This is a genomic window from Pseudoflavonifractor sp. HCP28S3_F10, assembly GCF_052065415.1.
GTDB lineage: Bacteria > Bacillota > Clostridia > Oscillospirales > Oscillospiraceae > Pseudoflavonifractor_A.
The window spans coordinates 39,682-63,331 of sequence record NZ_JBQHUB010000013.1 but is presented as its reverse complement, the minus strand read 5'-3'; the positions used below and the strand labels follow the sequence as shown (position 1 = coordinate 63,331).

Annotated in this window: 20 protein-coding genes and 1 tRNA gene; 3 read left to right on the top strand and 18 right to left on the bottom strand. The window is 62.9% G+C overall.

What is annotated here, in order from left to right; all coding sequences use genetic code 11:
- Positions 1-36: 36 nt before the first annotated feature.
- The 9 genes from sigE to glyA all read right to left on the bottom strand — a co-directional run bounded on the left by sigE (position 37) and on the right by glyA (position 8,696).
- Positions 37-759 (bottom strand): RNA polymerase sporulation sigma factor SigE, encoded by a 723-nt coding sequence (sigE, locus tag ACTNBZ_RS07510; RefSeq protein ID WP_441209049.1) that lies wholly within the window; start codon positions 757-759, stop codon positions 37-39.
- Positions 760-797: 38 nt separating this feature from the next.
- On the bottom strand, positions 798-1,649 hold the full coding sequence (locus ACTNBZ_RS07505) for a sigma-E processing peptidase SpoIIGA (protein ID WP_441209048.1): 852 nt from the start codon (positions 1,647-1,649) through the stop codon (positions 798-800).
- A gap of 144 nt (positions 1,650-1,793) precedes the next feature.
- Positions 1,794-3,161, bottom strand: coding sequence for a citrate/2-methylcitrate synthase (locus ACTNBZ_RS07500; protein ID WP_441209047.1), 1,368 nt, complete (start codon positions 3,159-3,161; stop codon positions 1,794-1,796).
- Between the two features lie 167 nt (positions 3,162-3,328).
- Positions 3,329-4,180 (bottom strand): patatin-like phospholipase family protein, encoded by an 852-nt coding sequence (locus tag ACTNBZ_RS07495; protein WP_441209046.1) that lies wholly within the window; start codon positions 4,178-4,180, stop codon positions 3,329-3,331.
- A 31-nt stretch (positions 4,181-4,211) separates the two neighbouring features.
- Positions 4,212-5,063 carry a metal ABC transporter permease gene (locus tag ACTNBZ_RS07490; RefSeq protein WP_441209045.1) on the bottom strand — a complete coding sequence of 284 codons (852 nt, stop codon included), beginning with the start codon at positions 5,061-5,063 and terminating at the stop codon, positions 4,212-4,214.
- A complete protein-coding gene (locus ACTNBZ_RS07485; protein ID WP_441209044.1) occupies positions 5,060-5,830 on the bottom strand; it encodes a metal ABC transporter ATP-binding protein in 771 nt (256 codons plus the stop codon). Before ACTNBZ_RS07485 ends, ACTNBZ_RS07490 begins: the two co-directional genes overlap by 4 nt.
- Positions 5,827-6,768 carry a metal ABC transporter substrate-binding protein gene (locus ACTNBZ_RS07480; RefSeq protein WP_441209043.1) on the bottom strand — a complete coding sequence of 314 codons (942 nt, stop codon included), beginning with the start codon at positions 6,766-6,768 and terminating at the stop codon, positions 5,827-5,829. Before ACTNBZ_RS07480 ends, ACTNBZ_RS07485 begins: the two co-directional genes overlap by 4 nt.
- A gap of 151 nt (positions 6,769-6,919) precedes the next feature.
- Positions 6,920-7,279 (bottom strand): DUF2500 domain-containing protein, encoded by a 360-nt coding sequence (locus ACTNBZ_RS07475; RefSeq protein ID WP_441209058.1) that lies wholly within the window; start codon positions 7,277-7,279, stop codon positions 6,920-6,922.
- Positions 7,280-7,448: 169 nt separating this feature from the next.
- Positions 7,449-8,696 (bottom strand): serine hydroxymethyltransferase, encoded by a 1,248-nt coding sequence (gene glyA, locus ACTNBZ_RS07470; RefSeq protein ID WP_441209042.1) that lies wholly within the window; start codon positions 8,694-8,696, stop codon positions 7,449-7,451.
- Positions 8,697-8,924: 228 nt separating this feature from the next.
- On the opposite strand from glyA, the gene nth reads away from it, so the two are divergent.
- Entirely contained in the window at positions 8,925-9,566 is a 642-nt protein-coding gene (gene nth, locus ACTNBZ_RS07465) for an endonuclease III (protein ID WP_441209041.1), read from the top strand.
- Between the two features lie 71 nt (positions 9,567-9,637).
- Here nth and cls read toward each other — a convergent pair whose 3' ends face one another.
- The 7 genes from cls to ACTNBZ_RS07430 form a co-directional block, all read right to left on the bottom strand.
- Positions 9,638-11,176, bottom strand: a complete 1,539-nt coding sequence (cls, locus tag ACTNBZ_RS07460) for a cardiolipin synthase (RefSeq protein ID WP_441209040.1) — start codon at positions 11,174-11,176, stop codon at positions 9,638-9,640.
- Positions 11,170-14,700, bottom strand: coding sequence for a DNA polymerase III subunit alpha (locus tag ACTNBZ_RS07455; protein ID WP_441209039.1), 3,531 nt, complete (start codon positions 14,698-14,700; stop codon positions 11,170-11,172). Before ACTNBZ_RS07455 ends, cls begins: the two co-directional genes overlap by 7 nt.
- 39 nt (positions 14,701-14,739) lie before the next feature.
- Positions 14,740-15,639: a DNA-binding protein WhiA gene (gene whiA, locus ACTNBZ_RS07450; RefSeq protein WP_441209038.1), complete on the bottom strand. Its 900-nt coding sequence runs from the start codon at positions 15,637-15,639 to the stop codon at positions 14,740-14,742.
- Positions 15,640-15,653: 14 nt separating this feature from the next.
- Positions 15,654-16,673, bottom strand: a complete 1,020-nt coding sequence (locus ACTNBZ_RS07445) for a gluconeogenesis factor YvcK family protein (protein ID WP_441209037.1) — start codon at positions 16,671-16,673, stop codon at positions 15,654-15,656.
- Positions 16,674-16,688: 15 nt separating this feature from the next.
- Positions 16,689-17,549, bottom strand: a complete 861-nt coding sequence (rapZ, locus tag ACTNBZ_RS07440) for an RNase adapter RapZ (protein ID WP_441209036.1) — start codon at positions 17,547-17,549, stop codon at positions 16,689-16,691.
- A 13-nt stretch (positions 17,550-17,562) separates the two neighbouring features.
- Entirely contained in the window at positions 17,563-18,486 is a 924-nt protein-coding gene (murB, locus tag ACTNBZ_RS07435) for a UDP-N-acetylmuramate dehydrogenase (protein WP_441209035.1), read from the bottom strand.
- Positions 18,487-18,934: 448 nt separating this feature from the next.
- Positions 18,935-19,765, bottom strand: coding sequence for a hypothetical protein (locus ACTNBZ_RS07430; RefSeq protein WP_441209034.1), 831 nt, complete (start codon positions 19,763-19,765; stop codon positions 18,935-18,937).
- Positions 19,766-20,283: 518 nt separating this feature from the next.
- Between ACTNBZ_RS07430 and asnB the strand changes: the two genes are divergently transcribed.
- A complete protein-coding gene (gene asnB / locus ACTNBZ_RS07425; protein WP_441209033.1) occupies positions 20,284-21,867 on the top strand; it encodes an asparagine synthase B in 1,584 nt (527 codons plus the stop codon).
- Positions 21,868-21,935: 68 nt separating this feature from the next.
- Here asnB and sigG read toward each other — a convergent pair whose 3' ends face one another.
- Positions 21,936-22,706: an RNA polymerase sporulation sigma factor SigG gene (gene sigG / locus ACTNBZ_RS07420; RefSeq protein WP_441209032.1), complete on the bottom strand. Its 771-nt coding sequence runs from the start codon at positions 22,704-22,706 to the stop codon at positions 21,936-21,938.
- A 225-nt stretch (positions 22,707-22,931) separates the two neighbouring features.
- Here sigG and ACTNBZ_RS07415 point away from each other — a divergent pair.
- Positions 22,932-23,005, top strand: a tRNA-Gly gene (locus ACTNBZ_RS07415).
- A gap of 218 nt (positions 23,006-23,223) precedes the next feature.
- Here the strand turns inward: ACTNBZ_RS07415 and ACTNBZ_RS07410 are convergent.
- Complete coding sequence (locus ACTNBZ_RS07410) at positions 23,224-23,610, bottom strand: HIRAN domain-containing protein (RefSeq protein ID WP_441209031.1); 387 nt, start codon at positions 23,608-23,610, stop codon at positions 23,224-23,226.
- Between the last annotated feature and the right edge of the window lie 40 nt (positions 23,611-23,650).

Here is a 23,650-nt window from a genome sequence, read left to right as displayed (position 1 = left end):
CGCTCCCGGCCCTTGACCGGGGCGGCGCATTTGAATTCAGATCATGCGCAGGATCTCCCGTTTGAGCCGGGAGATGATCCGCTTCTCCAGCCGGGAGATATAGGACTGGGAGATACCCAGACGGTCGGCCACCTCCTTCTGGGTCCGTTCCGGCCGGCCGTCCAGGCCGAAACGGAGGGTGATGATCTCCCGCTCCCGGGAGGAAAGGCGCTCCAGCGCGTCAAACAGGAGCTGCCGGTCCACGTCCTCTTCGATGGGCTTCATCACCAGGTCGCTGTCGGTGCCCAGGATGTCGGAGAGCAGCAGCTCGTTGCCGTCCCAGTCGGTGTTGAGGGGCTCGTCGAAGGAGACCTCGCTCTTCTGCCCGGCGATCTTCCGCAGGTGCATCAGGATCTCGTTCTCGATGCACCGGGAGGCGTAGGTGGCCAGCTTGATGTTTTTGGCCGGCTTGTAGGTGGACACCGCCTTGATGAGCCCGATGGTGCCGATGGAGATCAGATCCTCCAGCCCCACGCCGGTATTCTCAAAGCGGCGGGCGATATAGACCACCAGGCGCAGGTTGTGCTCGATGAGCCTGGCCTTGGCGCCCTCGTCCCCCTCCTCCAGCCGGGCGATGAGGGCGCTCTCCTCCTCCCGGGGCAGAGGCGGGGGCAGCACGCCGCTGCCCCCGATGTACATGATCTTACCCGGCAGCGCCAGGCCCAGCCGGGCCAGGAGCCGCTGTATCCCCATGGTGAGCGCCAGGCGTGTTTGCTTCATGTCCTCCTGTCCTTTCCCCGGCCGGAGCCGGACCCGTTTCATGCCCCGATCAGGGCGCTGTATCCGCCGCCGTCCGATACCGGCGTGGGGGACAGCGCCACCAGCATGCCCCCCTGCTCCTCCCGTCCCACCCGCACCGAGTCGGCCCGCAGGGCCAGCAGAAACCCGCAGTCCACCCCCACCGCCCGGTAGGGCAGCAGCCGGAACCGGTAAGGGGACGGGGCAGCTCCCAGCCGCTCCAGCGCCGCCGCCGGGTCCCGCAGGTCCTCCGGCCCCGGCCCTTTCCCCTCCGGGAAGAGCACCGAGAGCCGCTCTCCCTCGGCCACCAGCACCGGCGCGCCGGTGATGGGGTCTGTAAGTGTGTGCCCTGTGTCTACCAGAGCGATAAGGTCAGCCTGCCGCTCCCCCAGACGCACTCTCACCGGGCGCAGCTCGCCGCCTCCGTGCCGGGCGCCCCGGCCAAACACCGCCGTGAGCAGCACATAGCACCCCGCCGCCGACAGCAGGATGAGCCGCAGGTCCATTCCCGAGTAAAAGACGCCGTTTTTCAGGGTCAGCCCCCGCCCTCCCAGCAGTGTGATGGCGAAAATACCGCCGCCGAAGGCTGCGGACACTCCGAAGAACACCAGCGACACCCGCAGCAGGCGGCGGCTTTTTCCATAGGCGCACAGCAGCATCAGCACTGCCGCGCCCAGCTTGCACAGGGGCTGGAGCAGGAAGGCCCCGCCGGGCAGGAAAACAGCGGCGGCATACGCTCCCCCCAGGGCTGCCCCCAGGGCCAGCCGCCCCCGGTAAAGCCGTTCCCCCGCCAGCCGGCCCGCCGACAGCAGGAGCAGATAATTCACCGCCAGATTAAGCAGGAACAGCGCGTCTATGTACACCACTGTCATCCGGCATCCCCCCTGCTCAGCGGCACTGAGGGTATTATACGGCGCTCCGTCCACAAAAAAGGTCACAATGGGGAGAGGCCTCCGGGTAAAAAAACATCCGCGGACCTATGGGTCCGCGGATGAAAGCCGCTGAGCGATGTAGTTTTACTCCCGATCCTCCAGAGCGGTGTAGGGCTGATGTCCGCCCACATACTGGTAGGCGGGCCGGATGATCTTGCTCATGTTGATGAGCTCCTCCATCCGGTGGGCGCTCCAGCCCGCGATGCGGGCCATGGCGAAGATGGGTGTGTATAGCTCCTGAGGCAGGTCCAGCATGTGATAGATGAAGCCGGAATAGAAGTCCACGTTGGCCGACACACCCTTGTACATCTTCCGTTCCCCGGCGATGATCTCGGGGCCCAGCCGCTCCACCAGTGTATAGAGCTCATACTCCTCGGTACGGCCCTTCTCCCGGGAGAGGGTCTCCACCATGCCGTGAAGGATGTTTGCACGGGGATCGGACAGGGAGTATACCGCGTGGCCCATGCCGTAGATAAGGCCAGAGCGGTCGAACGCCCGCTTGTCCAGCAGCGCCTGGAGATAGGCCCGGACCTCGTCCTCGTCTCTCCAGTCCCGGACGTTATGCTTCATATCCTCGAACATGCGGATGACCTTGATGTTGGCGCCGCCGTGGCGGGGTCCCTTCAGGGAGGCCAGAGCCGCCGCCATGCAGGAGTACGTGTCCGTACCGGAGGAGGTGACCACGTGGGTGGTGAAGGTGGAGTTGTTGCCGCCGCCGTGCTCGGCGTGGAGCATCAGGCAGATATCCAGCACGTGGGCCTCCCAGTAGGAGTAGGACGAGTCGGGCCGCAGCATGGCTAGGATGCTCTCCGCCGCGGAGTGTTCCGGCCGGGGCGCGTGGATATAGAGGCTCCTGCCGCTCTTGTAGTTGTAGGCCTGGTAGCCGTACACCGCCAGCATGGGGAACACCGCCACCAGCTGCATGCACTGGCGCATCACGTTGGGCAGGGAGATATCGTCGGCATTCTCGTCATAGGATGCCAGGTTGAGCACGCTGCGGGCCAGAGAGTTCATGATGTCCTGGCTGGGGGCCTTCAGAATCACGTCCCGCACGAAATTGTTGGGCAGGGAGCGGTAGTAGGAGAGCTGCTGGCGGAACTGCTCCAGCTCCTGCCGGTTGGGCAGGTGGCCGATCATCAGCAGATAGGCGGTCTCCTCAAAACCGAAACGCTTCTCCCGGAGCGCGCCCTTCACCAGGTCCTCCACGTCTATGCCCCGGTAGTAGAGCTTGCCGTCGCAGGGGACCTCCTGTCCGTCCACGATCTTCTTGGCCACGATATCAGATACTTCGGTAAGGCCGGCCACCACGCCTCTCCCGTTCACGTCCCGCAGACCGCGTTTTACGTCGAACCGGCTGTAATCCGCCGGGTCGATGCTGCTGTTTTTCTGACTCAGGGCAGCCAGCGCCTCCAGTTCAGGCGTCATGACCCCGTAATTCGGGTTGGTTGCCATTTGGGTGATCCCTCCATTTCAGGTGTTTTACGCGGGCTGGGTCAAAGCCCGTCCCGCATCATGGTTTGTATAATATTGTATCACCTGAATGTTACCAGAATATGAATCACCGCTCGAATTTTCCTGCAATAGCTGTATCTTCCAAAGTTCTTCCCGCTCTGCTCCCCTCATTCCGACAGGAAAGCCCTGATCTCCTCCATCCGGGCGGTGGCCTGGTCGTAGCCCGACTGCCACAGGGCGCGGATCTTGTCCACGTCCCGCTCAATGCGGGAGAAGCCCCGGGTGTCCTCCGGAGCCAGAAGCAGCGCCTTTCCCTCCCGCTCCAGGCGGAAGAGTTCCTCCCGGTCGGCATTGTAGGTGTCGGCCCGGCGGCGCATGGTCTCACAGAAATGGGGATACTTCCGGTAGCGCAGGTCGATGAGGGGCTGGAGCTTCTCCGGCTGGCGGCGGTAGCTCCGCTCCCGGGTGAGGACCACCACCACCCGGTCGCACCCCTGCTCAAAGGCACGGCGGAAGGGGATGGCGTCGGCCGCGCCGCCATCCAGGCATTTGAGCCCGTCCAGATCGTAGATGGGGAAGAGCAGGGGCATGGCGCAGGTGGCCTGGAGCAGCAGGAACTGTCCGTCCCGGCGAGGCACCTCCCGGTACACCGCCTTTCCGGTGGCCAGGTCGGTGACTACCGCCTCCGCCGTCCCCGGCCAGCGGGCAAAGGCCTCGTAGTCGAAGGGTACCAGGCGGTTGGGGATGTCGTCATAGGTGAACTTCAGGCCGAAGTAGCAGTGGTTCCCCGGCCGCAGCAGGTTGCGCTTGCTCATATAGCGCTTGTCGTTGGCGTATTTGGTCAGGATCTCCAGGTTGCGGCCAAACTGGCCCGACAGATAGCTCACGCCATAGGCGATGCCGGCAGACACGCCGATGAGGTAGTCAAAATCCACCCCGCCCCGGAGCAGTGCGTCGGTGACGCCGCTGGAGAAGATGGTGCGGAGGGCCCCGCCCTCCAGAACGATCCCGGTTTTCATGTAATCTCCTTTTCCCGTTGGACGGCCCCGGTCACATCCGCCGTTTCCGGAACAGGAAGGTGGCGGCGAAGAAAAGGGCCAGGTAGAGCGTGATGCACGCGCCGGTGGAGGCCCCCCAGTAGTAGGAGGTCATCAGTCCGGCCACGCCAGCAGCGGCGGCTCCCGCCACTGCGAACAGGTGATATTCCCGCATGTTGCGGGACAGGTTCCGGGCTGCGGCGGCGGGCAGCACCAGCAGCGAGTTGATGACCAGCAGTCCCACCCACGTCATGGACACCGTCACCACCACCGCAATGGCGGCGTTGAACACTGCCTCCTGCCAGAACACCCGGATGCCCCGACTGTCGGCCAGGGCAGGGTGCACCGAGGAGAGCATGAGCTGGTTGAAGGAACACACCCACAGTGCTGCCACCACCAGCAATATGGCGGCCAGCAGGGCAATCTTCCCCGGCTCCACGCTGAGGATGTCGCCAATGAGCAGGGCGTTGAACTTGGTGAAGCTGCTCCCCCCCAGGGTGGCCATAAAGATGCCCAGAGCCACTGCGGTGGAAGAGAACACGCCGATGACCGTATCGCTGGCCATGCTGGTGCGGCGGCGGACCCAGGTGAAGAGCAGTGCGAACAGGATGGCGAATACCACCGCGCACCACATGGGATCGGCCATGCCGCACAGGACGCCGACGGCGATGCCGGTAAAGGCCGAGTGGCCCAGCGCGTCGGAGAAGAAGGACATCCGGCTCTCCACCACCATGGTGGAAAGGAGCCCGAACAGCGGCGAGATGATGAGCACCGCCAGCAGGGCGTTTTTCATAAAGTACATGCTGTCAGGCCGGGCCCACTCAAAGGGCAGCAGCTCCACCAGGGCATACCAGAGCTCCATCATCCCTTCGCCCCCTTTCCCATGTCCAGATGGAACACCTCTTTGAATTCCGGCGAGGACAGGACCTCCTCCGGCGGCCCCACCCGCAGTACGCTGCTGCGCAGGAGCACCACCTTGTCGGCGTACTGGCCCAGGGTGGCGAAATCGTGGGTGGAGAAGAGGATGGACAGGTCATACCTCCGGCGGATCTCGTCCAGCATATCCATGAGCTGCCGCTCGCCGTCGATATCCACGCCCGAGAGGGGCTCATCCAGGATAAGGATGTGGGGCAGGGGCTCCAGCGCCAGGGCCAGCAGCACCCGCTGCAGCTCTCCCCCCGAGAGGGCGCCCAGCCGCTTGTCGATCAGCGCCCCGCCGTGGACCCGCTCCAGGCAGTCCAGCACCCGCCGGCGCAGCTTTCCCGGGATGGGCAGGAACACCGGCCAGTCCGAGACGGCGGCGGCAAAGAAGTCCAGCACGCTCACCGGGTCCCCCCGGTCAAAGCTGGGGCTCTGGGGCACGTAGCCGATCAGGGGACGGGTCCGGCTGCCGCCGGCCCGCTGGAAGTCGATGGTCCCGCTGTGGTCCATCTGCCCCAGGATGGCCCGGAACAGGGAGCTTTTGCCCGCGCCGTTGGGGCCGATGAGGGCCACGATCTCCCCGCAGTGGAGGTGGAAACTCACATCCCGGAGGATCGCATCGCCGCCGATGTCCACCCCCAGGCCCTCGATCTTCAGGCAGCAGGCGCCGGTGCAGCCGGCCCCCGCGTCTTTGTGCTTTTGTATCCTCATGCCAGCGCCTCCACAATGGTGTCGATATTGGCCTTCATGGCGTCCAGATAGGGCCCGAGGCCGCTCCCCTCCCCGCTCATGGCGGTGGAGAGGACGCCGATGGTCACGCCGGTCTCCCGGCGCAGGGCCCGGGCGGTGGCGTCTGAGCCGTTGATCTCAGTAAAAACGGCGGGAACGTCCTCCTCCCGGATCAGGGCGGTGAGCTCCCGGAATTCCCGGGCCGAAGTCTCGCTGCCCTCCTCCTCCTCGATGGCCTTCAGGATGTGCAGGTCAAAGGCCTCGGCAAAATAGCCGAAGCCGTCGTGGAAGGTGATCAGATCCCGGCTGGACAGTCCGGACAGCTTTGCCTTTCCCTCCTCCGCCAGGGCAGTGAGAACCTGCCGGGCGGCGGCGGCGTTGGCTTCGTAGAGCGCCGACTGCCCCGGGTCGGCCTGGGAGAGGGCCGCGGCGATGTTATCCGCCATCCCGGCCGCCCGCAAGGGGTCCAGCCAGATGTGGGGGTCGTACTCCCCATGGTCATGGCCGTGATCGTGGTGCTCCTCCTCCGCCTCATGGTCGTGGTCGGGGTCATCCTCATCGGTGTGGCGCAGCGCCACACCCCGGGAGCAGTCCACCACCGGCGTGTTGGAGGCTTCCAGGGCGTCGGACATGAACTCCTCCAGCCCCACGCCGTTCTCCAGGATCAGATCAGCCCGGTCCAGGGCCTTCATGTCGGTGACGGTCAGGGTATAGTCGTGAAGACAGCTCATGGACTGGTTCACCACCGGGATGATCTCCACCCCCTCCACCCCCTCCGCCACCGCGGAGGCGAAGCAGTACACCGGCCAAGTGGTGGCCGCTACCCGCAGCCGGGGGGCATCCGCCTGGTTTGCCCCCGCCCCGCAGGCGGACAGCAGCAGAAAGCAGGCCAGCAGGCCAGCCAGATATGTTTTTTTCACTGGGACACCTCGATCTTTTTCCGGGAAAGGCTCCCCTCTCCCGCGATGTATGGAATACTATATTATATCCTATCTGATGCGGATTGTAAAATATCTTTTGTGGGACAGCGTTTTATCGATGTATGGGACAAAATAAAAAACGGAGGAACGCTCAGTTCCTCCGCTCAAATCCCAGATACCGGGTACCCTGGAAGGTCAGCGCGCCCCGGTCGCCCTCTATCAGCATCCCGTATTCGCTGCCCGGGACATGGAATTCCATCCGGTCGCCGCTCTCCACCTGGAAGGTCGCATAATAAGTAGTGCTGGTGCTCACATGGTCGATCCCGTCGGCATTGTGGTGGTGATGGCGGGAGATATCCCCCCGCTTGGCCACCACGGCGGCCTCCACCGTCAGCCGGGGCGAATGGTTGTTTTTGTTCCACTGAGAGAGTCCCTTGACTGCCACAGTTATAAAAACCACCAGGAAAACCACGAAAAACAGTCCAAAAAATACCGGAAATACATTGAACATAAAATCGAAGCCGAAGCCCATCGCTTACTCCTCCTTCTGCTTCCGCAAAGCCGGTCCGCCGCCCTTTCCGTCATGGTTTGGAATCATTCTAACATGCGTTCGGCCTTTTGTCCACAAAATTGGGGAGGGACCCGGGACCCTCCCCATTTCTTATCTTATCGTGCTGTGATCAGTTGCCGGGGTACAGAGGATACTTGTCGGTAATGGCGGCCACAGCGGCGCGGATGGAGTCGGCCTTGGCCTCGAAGTCGGTAGCGGCCTGCCAGATCAGCTGGCCGATAACGGTCATGTCCTCTTCCTTCAGGCCGCGGCTGGTGGCGGCGGGGGTGCCGATGCGCACGCCGCTGGTGACGAAGGGCTTCTCGGGATCGTTGGGGATGGCGTTCTTGTTCAGGGTGATGTGCACCTCATCCAGACGGCGCTCCAGCTCCTTGCCGGTAACGCCGGCCTTGCGCAGGTCCACCAGCATCATATGGTTGTCGGTGCCGCCGGAGACCAGGTCGAAGCCTTCCTTCATCAGGGAGGCGGCCAGAGCCTTGGCGTTCTTGAGCACCTGCTCCTGGTAGGCCTTGAACTCAGGCTTCATGGCCTCGCCCAGAGCCACGGCCTTGGCGGCGATGATGTGCTCCAGAGGACCGCCCTGGCTGCCGGGGAAGATGGCGGAGTCGATCTTCTTGGCCAGCTCCTCCTTGCAGAGGATCATGCCGCCGCGGGGACCGCGGAGGGTCTTGTGGGTGGTGGTGGTGACCACGTCGGCATAGGGCACGGGGTTGGGATGCAGGCCGGTAGCGATGAGGCCGGCCACGTGGGCCATATCCACCATCAGGTAGGCGCCCACCTCATGGGCGATCTCGGCAAAGGCCTTATAGTCGATAAACCGGGGATAGGCGGAAGCGCCGGCGATGATCATCTTGGGCTGATGCTTCCTGGCCATATCCCGCACATTGTCGTAATCAATGAAGCCCTCGGCGTTCAGGCCGTAGGACACCATGTTGTAGTTCTTGCCGGAGAAGTTCACGGGGCTGCCGTGGGTCAGGTGGCCGCCGTTGGCCAGATCCATGCCCAGCACGGTATCGCCCACCTTGCAAAGGGCCTGATAGGCCGCGTAGTTGGCATTGGCGCCGCTGTGGGGCTGCACATTGGCGTGGTCAGCGCCAAAGAGCTTGCAGGCCCGCTCACGGGCGATATTCTCCACCACGTCCACGCACTGGCAGCCGCCGTAGTACCGCTTGCCGGGATAGCCCTCAGCGTACTTGTTGGTCAGCACCGAGCCGGCCGCAGCAAGAACGGTCTCACTGACAAAGTTCTCGGACGCGATGAGCTCGATGTTCTGGCGCTGACGCAGAAATTCCTGCTCCATTGCCTGTCCCACTTCAGGATCATGGGCAATGACAAAATCCAGTATATCCTTGACCATTTTTTGATTCCTCCTAAATACTCCTATACTATTGAGTATATTTTAACGACTATCCATGATTATAGCTGAGCTTTCAATAAATTACAACCATGGTTTTTAAAAAAGGCTATCGTTTTTTTCTTTTCCATATGGTAAACTGGATAGATAGGTGCAATGTTCTGACTGTCCCTGTATTTTTCTTACATTTAAAACCAATCCGCTTCCACATCTGACCGAGGTGAACTGCAAATGAAATCTGCCGATGATGTTCTCTCCATCGTCAATGCCCTCAAGGAAGCCTATCCCGAGGCCATCTGCTCCCTGGATTACCGCAAGGATTATGAGCTTCTCTTCTCCACCCGTCTGGCTGCCCAGTGTACCGATGAGCGGGTGAACATGGTCACGCCCACCCTCTTCTCCCGCTTCCCCACACTGGAGGCCCTGGCCGGGGCCGATGTGGCCGAGGTGGAGGAAATCATCCACTCCACCGGCTTCTTCCGGGCCAAGGCCCGGGACATCGTGGCCGCCTCCCGGATGCTGCTGGAGGTATACGGCGGGAAGGTGCCCGCCACCATGGAGGAGCTTTTGAAGCTCCCCGGCGTGGGCCGCAAGACGGCCAACCTGGTCCTGGGCGACATCTATAACACCCCCGGCGCGGTGGTGGCCGACACTCACTGCATCCGCATCTCGGGCCGTCTGGGCCTCACCGACGGCACCAAGGAGCCCCCCAAGGTGGAGGCTCAGCTCCGCGCCGTCCTGCCGCCGGAGGAATCCAACGACTTCTGCCACCGGCTGGTGCTCCACGGCCGGGCGGTCTGCATGGCCCGCAAGCCCGACTGCGGCAGCTGCACCCTGCGGCCCTGGTGCGACTTCTATCAGCCCCAGGACTGAATCCCTCTGTACTAAAAAGAACGGCCCGGTATTTTCTGCCGGGCCGTTCTTTTTTATCGCTGTTTTGTCTCTTACATCAGCGGCGCCAGGATCCGCAGCACCGACCGGAGCAGCAGGCGCCCCGACGAGTGGGACCGGCAGCGCTGGAGGGTAATGGCCTCACACTGCTCCAGGGTAGCCAGGAAGTCGGCCTTGATATCCATCAGGCAGGGCGCGCCGCACAGCCACACGCCGTTTTCAAAGTGGAGGAACATGCTGCGGTAATCCATGTTCACCGTGCCCACCGTGCCGTATATGTCGTCCACCACGAAGTTCTTGGCGTGGACGAAGCCGGGGGTGTACTCGTAGATCCGCACACCCGCCTCCAACAGCCGCTCATAGTGGGCCCGGGTGACCTCGAAAATGATCTTCTTGTCGGGCACGTGGGGAGTCATGATGCGCACGTCCACCCCCGACTTGGCGGCGTTGCACAGGGCCGTGTTCACACTGTCGCTGATGATGAGATAGGGCGTGGTGATATACACGTAGCTGCGGGCCTTGCTGATCAGGTTGAGGTAGACCGTCTCCCCCACCGGCTCGTTGTCCAGCGGGCTGTCCACATAAGGCTGTGCGAAATAATTGCCGCATTCCCTGGGCAGGGCGGGCAGCCGTTCCGCGCGGAAATCCTCCAGTGTTTCCTTCTCGCCGCGGATATAATCCCACGTTGACAGGAAGGTGACTGTCATGCTCCACACCGCCTCCCCCCGCAGGAGGATGGAGCTGTCCTTCCAGTGGCCGTATTTGACCGTGCGGTTGATGTACTCGTCCGCCAGGTTGATCCCGCCGGTAAAGGCGGTGTGGCCGTCGATGATGCACATCTTCCGGTGGTCCCGGTTATTGAGCCGCAGGGAGAGCACCGGCACGAACCGGTTGAACACGCAGCAGCGGATGCCCTTCTTCTCCAGCTGGGCGGCATAGTCTTTGGGCAGGGTGAAGAGGGAGCCGATATCGTCGTAGATCACCCGCACATCCACCCCCGCCCTGGCCTTTTCCTCCAGGATGGCCAGGATGGAGTCCCAGAACACGCCGGGCTCGATGATGAAATATTCGATGAAGATATAGCGCTCGGCCCGTTTGAGCTCCTCCAGCATCCGGGGAAACACGTCGTCTCCCAGGGGGAAATAGACCGCCTCCGTGTTCCGGTAGGCCGGGCAGTGGGCATACTGCTCCAGATAGCGGCTCTGGTTCACCGCGTCGCTTCCGTAGGGATAGAGCCTGTCCGCCTTGCAGTCGGCCGCCAGGGCGTCGGCCATCTGCTGCTCCACGCCCTGCATCCGCCGCCGCATACCGCTGGTGAGCCGGTTCCCGCCCAGCAGCAGATAGACCAGCCCGCCGAACACCGGGAAGATCAGGATGGGGATGATCCAGGCGATCTTATACCCCGGGTCGCTGTAGTCGCTGACGATATAGAGCACCGCCACCACCGACAGCAGGATGCAAAACCAGTAGAAATAGACAAAATAGTCGGAAAACCGCACCATCATCAGGATCAGCAGCGCCAGCTGCAGCACCAGCAGCAGGGCCGTCATGGTAATGCGGTGAAAGAGGATAGACGCCGCTTTTTTTAACATAGGCCGCTCCCTTCCGCCGCGGGGATGCGCTCGCCGGCTTTTGCCGCGCGCACCACCACGTTCTCCTCACCCAGCAGCTCCTTCAGCTCCTGCACCAGGATGGGGTGGACCTGACAGGGCAGCTTCTGGGACCAGGTCCCCGTGTCCATAAATTTGGCCGAGAGGGGCTCCTCCCCGGGGAACATGATGAGGATGCGCCGGATCCGTGCCCACCGTGGGTCGCTCTGGGAGGGCAGGCGCAGGAACAGCTTGCGGTATTTGGGAGCAGCGGGTGACTTTTCTTTCTCCTTCGCGCCCTCCGCCCCCAGGGGGCCCGCCCGGTCGCACATGAGCTGGGGGGCCTTCTCGTCCCGGACAGAAATGCGCCCCTCTGCCACGACAGGCATGTTCTCCTTCAGGTAGGGGCCGCTCTCCCCCAGCACCCGGGAAAAGACCAGCATCTCCATGGAGCCGGTATCGTCCTCCAGCGTCACGTAGGCCATGAGGGAGTTATTGCGGGTGGTCTTGGTCTTGGAGGATGTTACCACACCGGCAATGACCACCTTCTGCCCGTCAGCGAAGCGCTCCGGTCCGCCCTCCTGGGCAAAATCGGCCACGATGGCCCCGATGGGAACGGCATGGAAGCTCCTGGCCGCCTCCCGGTATTCGTCCATGGGGTGGCCGGTGAGGTACAATCCGGTGGTCTCCTTTTCCATGGTCATCAGCTCCCGGCGGGAGAACTCCGGAATGTCCCGGAGCACCAGCTCGGGGGCGGTCTCCATGGCGTCCCCTCCCCCGCCGAACAGGTCGAACTGTCCCGCCAGATTTTTGCGCTTGCTCTGGGCAATGGAGTCCACCACCTGTTCGTAGGCGTCCAGCAGCTGGGAACGGTACACCCCCATGGAGTCGAAGGCGCCGCAGCGGATCAGGCTCTCCAGCACCCGCTTGTTCAGGTCGCAGTCATACAGCCGCAGGCAGAAATCAGGAAAAGAGGTGAAGGGCCCCTTCTCCCGCTGCTTCAGGATATCCCCCACGATGCCCCAGCCCACGCCCTTCACCGCCGCCAGGCCGAAACGGATATGCTCGCCCGACACGGTGAAGTTCGCCCCGGACTCGTTGATATCCGGCGGCAGCAGGGCGATGCCGCAGTCCTTGCACTCGGCGATATACTCCGCCACCTTCTCGCTGGAGTCCAGCACCGAGGTGAGGAGGGCCGCCATATACTCCCGGGGCCAGTGGCATTTGAACCAGGCCGTCTGGTAGGCCACGATGGCATAGCTCACCGCGTGGGCCTTGTTGAAGGCATACTCGGCAAAGGCGTCGATCTCCTCATAAATAGCCTCGGCCGTCTGCTCCGGGATACCGTTGGCGATGCAGCCGGCAATCTTCCGTGCAGGGTCGCCGTGGATAAAGAACTGCCGCTCCTTTTCGATCTCCTTGCGCTTTTTCTTGCTCATGGCCCGGCGGACCATGTCGGCCTGTCCCAGAGAGTAGCCCGCCAGCTGCTGGAAGATCTGGAGCACTTGCTCCTGATAGACGATACAGCCATATGTGACGGACAGGATGGGCTCCAGCCTGGGGTGCTTGTAGGTCACCTTGTCCGGATTCTGCTTGCAGGCAATGAACCGCGGGATGGACTCCATGGGGCCGGGCCGGTAGAGGGCGATGATGGCGGTGATGTCCTCGATACTCTGGGGCTTGAGACCCACGCACACGCCGGTCATGCCCGCCGACTCCATCTGGAACACGCCGGAGGTCTTGCCGTCGGAGAGCATTTGAAAGACCGCCGGGTCGTGGTCCGGGATATGGGCCAGGGTGAAGCCGGGCTGCCTGCGGCGCACCATCTCCACCGTGTCGTTGAGCACCGTCAGGTTCCGAAGGCCCAGAAAGTCCATTTTCAGCAGGCCCAGTTCCTCCAGGGTGGTCATCACGTACTGGGTGACCACCGACTCATCGTTTTTGGCCAGGGGCACATAGTCCACCACCGGCCGGCGGGTGATGACCACGCCGGCGGCGTGGGTGGAGGCGTGGCGGGGCATGCCCTCGATGGAGCGGGCGGTGTCGATGAGGGTCCTGACCCGCTCGTCCCCCTCGTAGAGGTCCCGCAGGGGTTTGGAGAGCTTGAGCGACTCCTCCAGGGTGATGTGGAGGGCCCCCGGCCCGCTGGGGATCTGCTTGGCCACCGCGTCCACATCGGCGTAGGGGATGTTCAGCGCCCGCCCCACGTCCCGGACGGCCCCCCGGGCCGCCATGGTGCCGAAGGTGACGATCTGGGCCACATGGTCATAGCCGTACTTGTTCTGGACGTACTCGATGACCTCCTGCCGGCGGCGGATGCAGAAATCCACGTCGATATCGGGCATGGTCACCCGCTCGGGGTTGAGGAAGCGTTCGAAGTACAGATCATACTTCATAGGATCCACATCGGTGATGGCCAGGCAGTAGGCCACCATGCTCCCCGCCGCCGAGCCGCGGCCCGGCCCCACCGGGATGCCCCGGCTCTTGGCGTAGCCGATAAAGTCGGAGACGATGAGGAAGTACTCCACAAAGCCCATCTGCCGGATGATCCCCATCTCGTACTCCAGCCGCTCATGGTATCCCTCGGGGGCGGCTGGATAGCGGCGGGCAAAGCCCTCATCGCAGAGCTTCTGGAAATAGGCGTCCCCGTCGGTGTACCCCTCCGGGAGTTTGAATTCCGGCAGGTGGTAGCGGCCGAACTCAAACTCCATATTGCACCGCCGGGCGATGCGCCCGGTGTTTTCCACCGCCTCGGGCCACTCCGGGAAGAGGGCGGCCATCTCCTCCTCCGACTTGATATAGAACTCCTGGGTCTCGAACCGCATCCGGGTGGGGTCGTCCACCGTCTTGCCCATCTGGATGGCCATCAGAGTATCCTGCATGGCGGCGTCAGCCCGGGTGAGGTAGTGGGCGTCATTGGTCACCACCAGCGGGATGCCGGTCTCCTGATGAAGGCGCAGGATCCCCGCGGCGGCCTCCTTCTGGGCGGGGATGCCGTGATCCTGGAGCTCCAGATAGTAGTTGTCCGGCCCGAAGATCTCCCGCATCTCCAGGGCCTCCCGTTTGGCCCCGGCATAGTTGCTGCCCAGAAGGAGCCGGGGCACCGCCCCCGCCAGGCAGGCCGACAGGGCGATGAGTCCCTCATGGTGCTGCCGCAGCAGCTCCATGTCCACCCGGGGCTTGACGTAAAACCCCTCCAGAAACGCGGCGCTCACCAGCCGGCACAGATTGCGGTAGCCCTCCTCGTTCTCGCACAGGAGGACCAGGTGGCGGGCCTCGGCATCCAGCTCGTGGACCTTATCGGTACGCTTCCGGGGGGCCACGTAGACCTCGCAACCGATGATTGGCTTGATCCCCGCTGCCTTGCAGGCCCGGTAGAAGTCGATGACGCCGTACATGACGCCGTGGTCGGTGATGGCCACCGCGTCCTGCCCCAGCTCCTTCACCCGCTCCACCAGCTTCGGGATGCGGCAGGCGCCGTCCAGCAGGCTGAATTCCGTATGCACATGCAGATGGACAAAGGACATGATGCTCCTCCAATCAATTGCAGCCGGCGCCCCGCACCGTCAGCTCCCGGCCAGTTCGATCAGCTTGCGCAGGCGGTGGTTGAGACAGGACTTGGTCACCGGCGGGGTGCACAGCTCGGCCAGTTGGGAGAGGGTGAGCTCCGGGTGCTCCACCCGCAGCCGGGCGGTCTCCCTCAGACGGGCGGGCAGGTCCTCTGCCAGGCCCCGCTCTTCCAGATGACGGATGGCCTCGATCTGCTCCTGGGCCGCCTCCACCGCCTTGTCCAGGTTGGCGGCGTCGCAGTTCACCCGGCGGTTCACGCCGCCCACCACCGCCTTCTCCGCCTTGGCGTTCATCACGCCCATGGCGGCCAGGGGCGCACCGATGGCCGTCAAAAAGTCCTCGATGGCCTCGCTCTGTTTGAAATAGGTGATGTAATTGGACTTGCGGGTGGTCTCCTTGGGAGAAAAGCCGGCCTCCATCAGCAGAGCGCTCATCTCCCGGCTCACGCTGTAGTGGGAGGTGGCCAGCTCCAGATGGTAGCGCTTGGCCGGATCGGTCACCGACCCGCCCGCCAGAAAGGCCCCCCGGAAGAAGGCGCTGCGGCAGTGCTCCTCTTCCAGGACGGCGAAGTTGATGTGATGGGCCAGGCTCTCGGCCGGGTCGTACCCGAAGGCATCCCACAGCGCGGAGAGCTTGTCCCCGTCCTCAAGGGCAAAAACGTACTTCCCCGGCCTGTCCAGCCTTTCGGGCTGCCGGTCAAAGCGTACTTTGAACGCCTTTTTGAACAGGGCGGGCAGACGGCGGGCAAATTCCTCCGACTCGGTGACAATGCGGGCACCCCGCCCGGAAAACTGGCTGCAGAAGAGGAGCACCCCATAGGCCTCCGCCTGGGCGCAGCACCGGTGGGACAGTCCCCCCCGGCACAGCTCCGCCTTGGCCTCCGACGCAAAAGACACCTGCGCTCCCCCCCTTAAAAGATCCGGGTCTCGGCCCGCTCCCGGTAGATATCCATCACAGCCTGGGCCAGCCTGGTCACCGAGTGCCGGGCATAGTTGGAGGTCTCGGAGGACACGGGCCGCTCCACCAGCTCCACCCCCAGGGCCTCGATGGCCTCCCGGTCCACCACAATGGGGGCGGCGTCCTCTTCCTTATACCGCTCCACCAGGCGGGGCCGCACCGGCGCCGAGTTGCACAGGCACAGGTCCACCAGCCCCGGGCCTGAGTGCCGCAGCAGGGCGGCCACGTGGTCCGACGCCGTCATCCCCTCGGTCTCGCCGTCCTGGGTCATGATGTTGCAGATGTACATTTTCAGCGCCCCGGAGCGGCACACCGCCTCGGATACGCCGTCCACCAGCAGATTGGGGATCACGCTGGTATAGAGGCTCCCCGGCCCCAGCAGGATGAGCTCGGCGTCGGCGATGGCCTCCAGCGCGGCGGGCAGGGCCGCCGGATGCTCGGGCAGAAGGCGGACGCTGCGGATGCGGCAGTCCTGCTCCTTCTTGAACTGAAAGATCTTGGACTCCCCCAGCACGGAGGTACCGTTTTCAAAGGTGGCCTCCAGCTTCACGTCGGCGTTGGTCACCGGCAGCACCCGGCCCGAGATGGCCAGGACCTCGCTCATCCGGGCCACCGCCTCGTCAAAGGAGGGGTAGATGCCGTTGAGGGCGGCCAGGATCAGGTTGCCGAAAGACTGGCCGGTCAGCCGGCCGGACCCGGCCGGGAAACGGTAGCTGAGCAGCTGCTCCATCACCGGCTCGGCATTGGCCAGGGCCTCCATGCAGTGGCGGATGTCCCCGGGAGGAGGCATGCCCAGGTCCTCCCGCAGGACGCCGGAGCCGCCGCCGTCGTCGGCCACGGTAACGATGGCGGTCAGATTTTGGGTGTGGAGCTTCAGTCCCCGCAGCATGGTGGAAAGGCCGGTGCCGCCGCCGATGGCTACCACTCTGGGCCCTCCCGACCGCCGCGCGCTGTATGGGATATGCTCTTCCATGCGGCGCTTCCTCCTTTACGCCCGGGTCATATCCCGGTGATTCTCGCTGGCCTGGTAGCCCTTCTGCCGGATGAATTCCGCCAGCGCCCGGGTGATGGCCACCGAGCGGTGCTGCCCGCCGGTACAGCCGATGCCGATGACCAGCACAGTCTTGCCCTCCGCCACGTACTTTGGCAGGAGGAAGCTCATCAGGTTCTCCAGATGGGTCATGAACTCCCGGGTCTGCTGGTAGTTGAACACAAAGGAGCGCACCGGCTCATCCAGCCCGGTCTGGTGGCGCAGCTCCGCGATGTAATAGGGATTGGGCAGAAAGCGCACGTCGAACACCAGGTCGGCCTCGATGGGGATACCATACTTGAAGCCGAAGGATACCACATTGACGCTCATGGCATGGGCCTCCTGTCCGTCTCCGAAGAGCCGGAGCAATTCTCCCCGCAGCTTGGCGGTGGACAGGGCGCTGGTATCCACGATGTACTCCGCCCGCTGCCGCACCGGAGTCAGGGCGTCCCGCTCCTGCTGCACCGCCTCGGCCAGGGAACGGCCGCTCCGGGCCAGGGGATGGACCCGCCGTGTCTCCTTATAGCGCTTGATGATGGTCTCCACCGTAGCCTCCACAAAGAGGATGCGGTAGGCGCAGCCCATCTCCTCCAGGGTGCGCAGGGCATCGAACAGCCCGTCGAAGGTCTGTCCGCCCCGGATGTCGGTGACCAGGGCCACACGGTCGTATCTCCCCTGTCCCGCCATACACAGCTCGGCAAACCGGGGGATCAGCGGCGCCGGCATGTTGTCCACCACGTAAAAGCCCATATCCTCCAAAAAAGAGGCCGCCTTGCTCTTTCCCGCTCCGGACAGGCCGGAGATGATAACGAATTCCACTTCAAACACCTCTTTATCCCGCTGCGCCCAGGAGCCGGACTTCCAGCTCCAGCGTCACGCCGGTCTCCCGCAGCACAGTCTCACGGATGTGGCCGGTGAGCCGGAGTACGTCCTCACAGGAGGCTCCTCCCCGGTTGACCACGAACCCGGCGTGCTTTTCGGATACCTGGGCGCCCCCCACGGCATATCCCTTCAGTCCGCACTCCTCGATGAGGGCGGCGGCAAAATAGCCCTCGGGCCGCTTGAAGGTACTGCCCGCGCTGGGATACTCCAGGGGCTGCTTCTCCTTCCGCCGGGCGGCCAGTTCCTCCATCCTGGCCCGGATGGCCGCCGGGTCCCCGGCCGTCAGGCGCAGGGTGCTGCCCAGCAGAAAGCGGCTCCCGTCAGAAAAGGCGCTGCGGCGGTAGGCAAAGCCATGGTCCGCCCCGGTGACGGTCTCCCGCCGTCCCGTCCGGTCCAGGCAGTCGGTGGAGACCACCACATCCTTCATTTCCCCGCCGTAGGCCCCCGCGTTCATGGTCACCGCGCCGCCCAGGCTGCCCGGGATACCGTGGGCGAATTCCAGCCCGGTCAGCCCTTCCGCCAGGGCGAAATTAGCCAGCCGGGACAGGAGCACTCCGCTCTCCGCCCAAATCCGGTCCCCGTCCAGCCGTTCCATCCTCCCCATACCGTCAAAGGCCTTGATGACAAAGCCGTCATAGCCCCGGTCGGAGACCAGCAGGTTGGACCCGTTGCCCATGAAAAAGGGCTCGATCCCCAGCTCCCGGGCGGTCCGCAGGGCCAGGGCGGCCTCCTCTCCGTTCCGCGGGCGCAGCATCAGCCGGGCCGGACCGCCGATCCGGAAGGAGGTGTGCCGGGCCATGGGCTCGTGCTCCAGCAGCTCCATCCCCGGGCAGGCCTGATTCAATTCTCTGATCAATTCGGAATAGACGTCCATCGTTTCCTCCAGGCAGGCAAACTCATGCTCCTCACTCTATTAAGGACAGTGTTTTATTATAATATCTGCTGAATAAACCGCTTTGCGGTTTATTCGTGCGGCAGCAGCCGCACAATTCGATCAAAAGGGCTGAGAATAGCCCTTTTGATCGAATTCAGGCATTGCTACAATGCGTATTTCCAATGAAGCGCCGCAGCGCTTCATTGGAACGTGCAAGGTTTTCGGGCAGTTTCGCCCAAAAACCTTGCACCCGAACAAAGCCAATTGGCCTTGTAAGCCTTGACTTTCAAGGCCAATCAGCTTTGTTCAGTACGCATTATTATAACAGATTTTGACGGGAAATAGAATAGCAGTTTTCGCAGGATCCCGTTTATCTCCGGACAGCCCAAGGCGGCATGGCATGCCGGAGCATGTCATGCCGCCTGTCTGACCGGCAGTCCGCCTGCGTTCAGGTCAGGCTGCAGTTTTTGATCTCACGGTAGCACTCGGGGATACCGCTGATACTGTTGGGCGGGAAAAATTCATCCACCGGGAACTGGACGTGGCGGAACACCTCGCAGGGATCGTCGTCACCGCCGCAGGCGCACTCCTTATCAGGCATGCAGTAGTCGTATACCGGCATCAGAAGCTGGGTGTCCCGCTCCAGGCGGATGATGGAGAACTGGCCCAGGCTGACATAGAGCCGTTTGCCCTCGCCGCCAAAGTACAGGTCACAGCCGAAGCAGGCACAGATGCAGGGCGGGATCTCGGTGAGCTCGCAGTCGCAGGGACGGCATTCGCACACATCCACCAGCTTCATGTTCAGGACGATGGGATCCACCACCTCCACCACTGCGGTGGGCACGCTGCTCCTGCGCATCTGCTCCTCCATCCCCGCAAAGTCCGCGCCGGAGCAGAACACCTTGGCGCTGCTCTCGCTGCCGAAGAGGATGACACGCTTGTCAAAGACGCACAGGCCGCAGATCTCCACCGGACGGGCGGCGCCCACAAAGGCGTCGGCGGTGACCCGGTAGTAGTAGCGGACGTCCACCGTGTAGAACCCGCGGTTGAACCCGACAGGCTCTACGTCGATGTACACGTAGAGCAGCTCGGCCTTTCCGGCCTTCACGCTGATGGCCCGGTCAAGGGCGCATTTGGACTCCTGGGTAGGGTAAAAGCGCAGATCTTCAATGCAGTCCTTATCTTTGCAACTGTCAAAGATTTTTCTGGTGTCAACACATACGGCCTCGCGGATGGCGTCGCCCTCCTGCACAGGACCCGGCTGCATTCGTTCAGGCATTGCAATACCTCCTAGATCAAGTTGGTGCGGAATTACTTCCAAGCCATTCTATGACCGCGGCAGTCTTTGGTGCGCTCCCGCCCCTGTCCGCTCCCGGGAACGCCCGGTTTTCTACCGGCCGTTCTGCAAATTTTGCCCCCTTCATTTGTGAAAAATCACGCATTGACAGCTGCCGCTTTACTGTGCTAAACTACCACCAACAGCCACGATGGAGAAAAGTACGGCCGCTTCGCCGGCACAGAGAGCGGGAGCAAGGTGCGAGTCCCGCCCGTGCGTTGGCCTGAACGAACACTCCGGAGCTGCAAGCTGAACCCCGCGCCGCGGGCAGTAGGCGAGCCGTGCCGCTCACGTTACAGGGCTAGCGTTTCATGGTGAACGCGAAAAGGGGCCGGACTGTCCGTTTGGGCAGCGGCAATTTAGGTGGCACCGCGGATCGGCAGCAGATTCGTCCTAATCAACTGGGGACGGACCGGCTGCTTTTTTCGTCCTAATTTTAGTTGAGTAAGGAGCGGTGCATTATGTGTGCAATCATCGGTTATCTGGGGCAGGATATGACGCCTGAGACCTTCGCGGGGTATCTCCGCCGGACGGAGAGCCGGGGCCCCGACGCCATGCAGGTGGCCAGGACCCCCTTCGGCCTGCTGGGCTTCGCCCGTCTGGCCATCATGGGTCTCACTCCCGACGGGATGCAGCCCTTTGAGCGGGACGGCAGCTGGGCCGTCTGCAACGGCGAGCTCTACGGCTTCCGCGCCATGAAGCGGGAGCTGGAGGCGCGGGGCTACACCTTCCGCAGCGGCTCGGACTGCGAGCTGCTCCTCCCCCTCTACCGGGAGTATGGCCCGGACATGTTCGGCCACCTGGACGCGGAGTTCGCCTGTATCCTCTATGACGCGGAGAGCGGCCAGGTCATCGCCGCCCGGGACCCCATCGGCATCCGTCCCCTGTTTTACGGCTACTCCGGGAGCGGCCATATCGCCTTTGCCAGCGAGGCCAAGAACCTGGTGGGCTGGGTGGACGAGGTCCGCCCCTTCCCGCCCGGACATTACTGGTGCGGCGGCGCCTTCCACCGCTACACCGACATCTCCCATGTGGACCGATATGTCCACGACGATCTGGACACCATTGCCGCCAACATCCGGGAAAAGCTGGTGGCCGGTGTGGAAAAGCGGCTGGACGCCGACGCCCCCCTGGGCTTCCTGCTCTCCGGCGGCCTGGACTCCAGTCTGGTGTGCGCCATCGCCGCCCGGCTCAGCGACAAGCCCATCCGCACCTTTGCCATCGGCATGGACACCGACGCCATCGACCTCAAGTACGCCCGCCAGGTGGCCGACTACCTGGGCGCCGACCACACCGAGGTCATCATGACCCGGGAGGATGTGCTCTCCAACCTGCGCACCGTCATTGCCGCCCTGGGTACCTTTGACATCACCACCATCCGGGCCAGCATGGGTATGTATCTGGTGTGCCGGGCCATCCATGAGCGGACCGACCTGAAGGTCCTGCTCACCGGCGAGATCTCCGACGAGATCTTCGGCTACAAGTACACCGACTTCGCCCCCAGCGCCGAGGCCTTCCAGGAGGAGGCCCAGAAGCGCCTGCGGGAGCTGTTCTGCTACGATGTGCTCCGGGCCGACCGCTGCCTGGCCGACAACAGTCTGGAGGCCCGGGTCCCCTTCGGCGACCTGGACTTCGTCCGCTATGTCATGTCCATCGACCCGGCCAAAAAGCTCAACACCTACGGCAAGGGCAAGTACCTCCTCCGCCGGGCCTTCCAGGAGGGCGGCTGGCTGCCCGACGAGATCCTCTGGCGGGAGAAGGCCGCGTTCAGCGACGCCGTGGGCCACAGCATGGTGGACGACCTGAAGGAATATGCCGGACAGCACTATACCGACGAGGAGTTCGAGACCCTGCGGGCCAGGTATGACTACGTGCCTCCCTTCACCAAGGAGAGCCTGCTCTACCGGGAGATCTTTGAGGAGTACTACCCCGGCCAGGCCGCCATGATTCCCGCCTTCTGGATGCCCAACAAGTCCTGGCAGGGCTGTGATGTGGACGATCCCAGCGCCCGTGTGCTGGCCAACTACGGCGCCAGCGGCGTGTAAGCGTCTTCCTGTGGAATAAACAGGGCCGCCGCGGACCTACGCGGCGGCCCTGTCCTCTTTCCGAACAGCTACATATTCTTCCGGATCTGCCGGATGGCGTTCTTCTCCAGCCGGGACACCTGGGCCTGGGAAATGCCCACCTCGGCGGAGACCTCCATCTGGGTCCGCCCCTCAAAAAAGCGCAGGTTCAGGATATGGCGCTCCCGCTCGGAGAGGCGGTCCATGGCCTCCTTGAGCGCGATATGCTCCAGCCAGCTCTCGTCGGTGTTTTTGGAGTCCTTCACCTGGTCGATGACGCAGATGGCGTCCCCGCTGTCGGAGTAGACCGGCTCGTAAAGGGAGACCGGGTCCACGATGGCGTCCAGAGCGAACACCACGTCCTCCCGCCTGACGCCCAGCTGCCTGGCTACCTCATCCACTGACGGCTCCCGCTGATGCTCGGCCAGAAAGGCCTCCTTGGCCTGCAGGACCTTATAAGCGGTATCCCGCATGGAACGGGACACCCGGATGGCGCTGTTATCCCGCAGATAGCGCCGGATCTCCCCCACGATCATGGGGACCCCATAGGTGGAAAAGCGCACGTCCAGGTCGGTATTGAAATTATCGATGGCCTTGATAAGCCCGATGCAGCCCACCTGAAAGAGGTCGTCCACATTCTCTCCCCGGCCGGTGAATTTCTGGATCACGGAGAGCACCAGGCGCAGATTGCCCGCGATGAGCTTCTCCCGGGCCTCCATATCTCCCTTCTTGGTCCGCTTGAGCAGCTCTATGGTCTCCTCATTTTTCAAAACCTTCAGCTTTGCCGTGTTTACGCCGCAGATCTCCACTTTTCCCTGCATAAAAATGCTCCTCCCGCAAAACCGGTCTGCTATCAGTATTTCCGGAGCAGACCGGTTCATACGGAAGGGGGCGGGAGTATATTTTTTATCGTGGAACCGCGTTCGATGGATTTCGCAAAGCCTTCCGGGGGACAGCGCCCCGCGGCGAAAAAAGCGGAATGGCGGTCGAGAAATCTCCTTGCAAAATCTCCTGTCCTGTGCTATACTATCCAAGTCAGTTCCCTTGCAGGGTTGGTATATCGGTATTACAGCGGCTTCCCAAGCCGTTAAGGCGGGTTCGACTCCCGTACCCTGCTCCAGCTCGTCGCAAGCGTCATATCGCTTGCGACGAGTTTTTTATGCTCCGCATCAAAAACTCATCTCGCACTCATTCTGCTGCTCCTCGCTTTCGGCCGCGACCCGCTGTGCTGGGCTCGCGTCCGAGTGACGGGAGACAGTGCTAGATCGTATTTTTATCGCATTCATATACGTCGCCGCAAGCGTCATATTGCTTGCGGCGACGTTTTTATGCTCCGCATCAAAAACTCATCTCGCGCTCATTCTGCTGCTGATCCTCCTGCCAGCCATCCTCGTTCTGTGTCCATATCTCCCGTTCCAGCGACTCCAAGGTGCCGGTTTCCACCCGACAAATGATCTTGCTGGAGGTGGTAAACAGCACCCGGACATGGAACCGCGATCCCACCTGGTCGTAGATTCGTCCGGCGCTCATGGTACCTCCCGCCACGGTGGAGGTGCTGTTGGCCAGGTATCCCACTGTCCCGATCATGGGCAGGCTGCACCGGATAGCCTCTCCATCATACTGGTTGCGTGGTTCCTTCTGACAGCGGATCACATTCCCGATGGCGAAGGGCCGCATCCCATAGTAATGCCGAAATCCTGTGATCGTCACATAGCGCTCTTCCATCGTGCACTCCTCTCCGGGCGGCGCTGGGGCCGCCCTCTGT

What these genes read in the sequence shown, in the direction of transcription:
- sigE (WP_441209049.1), bottom strand. Translation starts at nt 759, where the DNA reads ATGAAGCAAACACGCCTGGCGCTCACCATGGGGATACAGCGGCTCCTG.
- ACTNBZ_RS07505 (WP_441209048.1), bottom strand. Translation starts at nt 1,649, where the DNA reads ATGACAGTGGTGTACATAGACGCGCTGTTCCTGCTTAATCTGGCGGTG.
- ACTNBZ_RS07500 (WP_441209047.1), bottom strand. Translation starts at nt 3,161, where the DNA reads ATGGCAACCAACCCGAATTACGGGGTCATGACGCCTGAACTGGAGGCG.
- ACTNBZ_RS07495 (WP_441209046.1), bottom strand. Translation starts at nt 4,180, where the DNA reads ATGAAAACCGGGATCGTTCTGGAGGGCGGGGCCCTCCGCACCATCTTC.
- ACTNBZ_RS07490 (WP_441209045.1), bottom strand. Translation starts at nt 5,063, where the DNA reads ATGATGGAGCTCTGGTATGCCCTGGTGGAGCTGCTGCCCTTTGAGTGG.
- ACTNBZ_RS07485 (WP_441209044.1), bottom strand. Translation starts at nt 5,830, where the DNA reads ATGAGGATACAAAAGCACAAAGACGCGGGGGCCGGCTGCACCGGCGCC.
- ACTNBZ_RS07475 (WP_441209058.1), bottom strand. Translation starts at nt 7,279, where the DNA reads ATGTTCAATGTATTTCCGGTATTTTTTGGACTGTTTTTCGTGGTTTTC.
- glyA (WP_441209042.1), bottom strand. Translation starts at nt 8,696, where the DNA reads ATGGTCAAGGATATACTGGATTTTGTCATTGCCCATGATCCTGAAGTG.
- nth (WP_441209041.1), top strand. Translation starts at nt 8,925, where the DNA reads ATGAAATCTGCCGATGATGTTCTCTCCATCGTCAATGCCCTCAAGGAA.
- cls (WP_441209040.1), bottom strand. Translation starts at nt 11,176, where the DNA reads ATGTTAAAAAAAGCGGCGTCTATCCTCTTTCACCGCATTACCATGACG.
- ACTNBZ_RS07455 (WP_441209039.1), bottom strand. Translation starts at nt 14,700, where the DNA reads ATGTCCTTTGTCCATCTGCATGTGCATACGGAATTCAGCCTGCTGGAC.
- ACTNBZ_RS07445 (WP_441209037.1), bottom strand. Translation starts at nt 16,673, where the DNA reads ATGGAAGAGCATATCCCATACAGCGCGCGGCGGTCGGGAGGGCCCAGA.
- murB (WP_441209035.1), bottom strand. Translation starts at nt 18,486, where the DNA reads ATGGACGTCTATTCCGAATTGATCAGAGAATTGAATCAGGCCTGCCCG.
- ACTNBZ_RS07430 (WP_441209034.1), bottom strand. Translation starts at nt 19,765, where the DNA reads ATGCCTGAACGAATGCAGCCGGGTCCTGTGCAGGAGGGCGACGCCATC.
- asnB (WP_441209033.1), top strand. Translation starts at nt 20,284, where the DNA reads ATGTGTGCAATCATCGGTTATCTGGGGCAGGATATGACGCCTGAGACC.
- sigG (WP_441209032.1), bottom strand. Translation starts at nt 22,706, where the DNA reads ATGCAGGGAAAAGTGGAGATCTGCGGCGTAAACACGGCAAAGCTGAAG.
- ACTNBZ_RS07410 (WP_441209031.1), bottom strand. Translation starts at nt 23,610, where the DNA reads ATGGAAGAGCGCTATGTGACGATCACAGGATTTCGGCATTACTATGGG.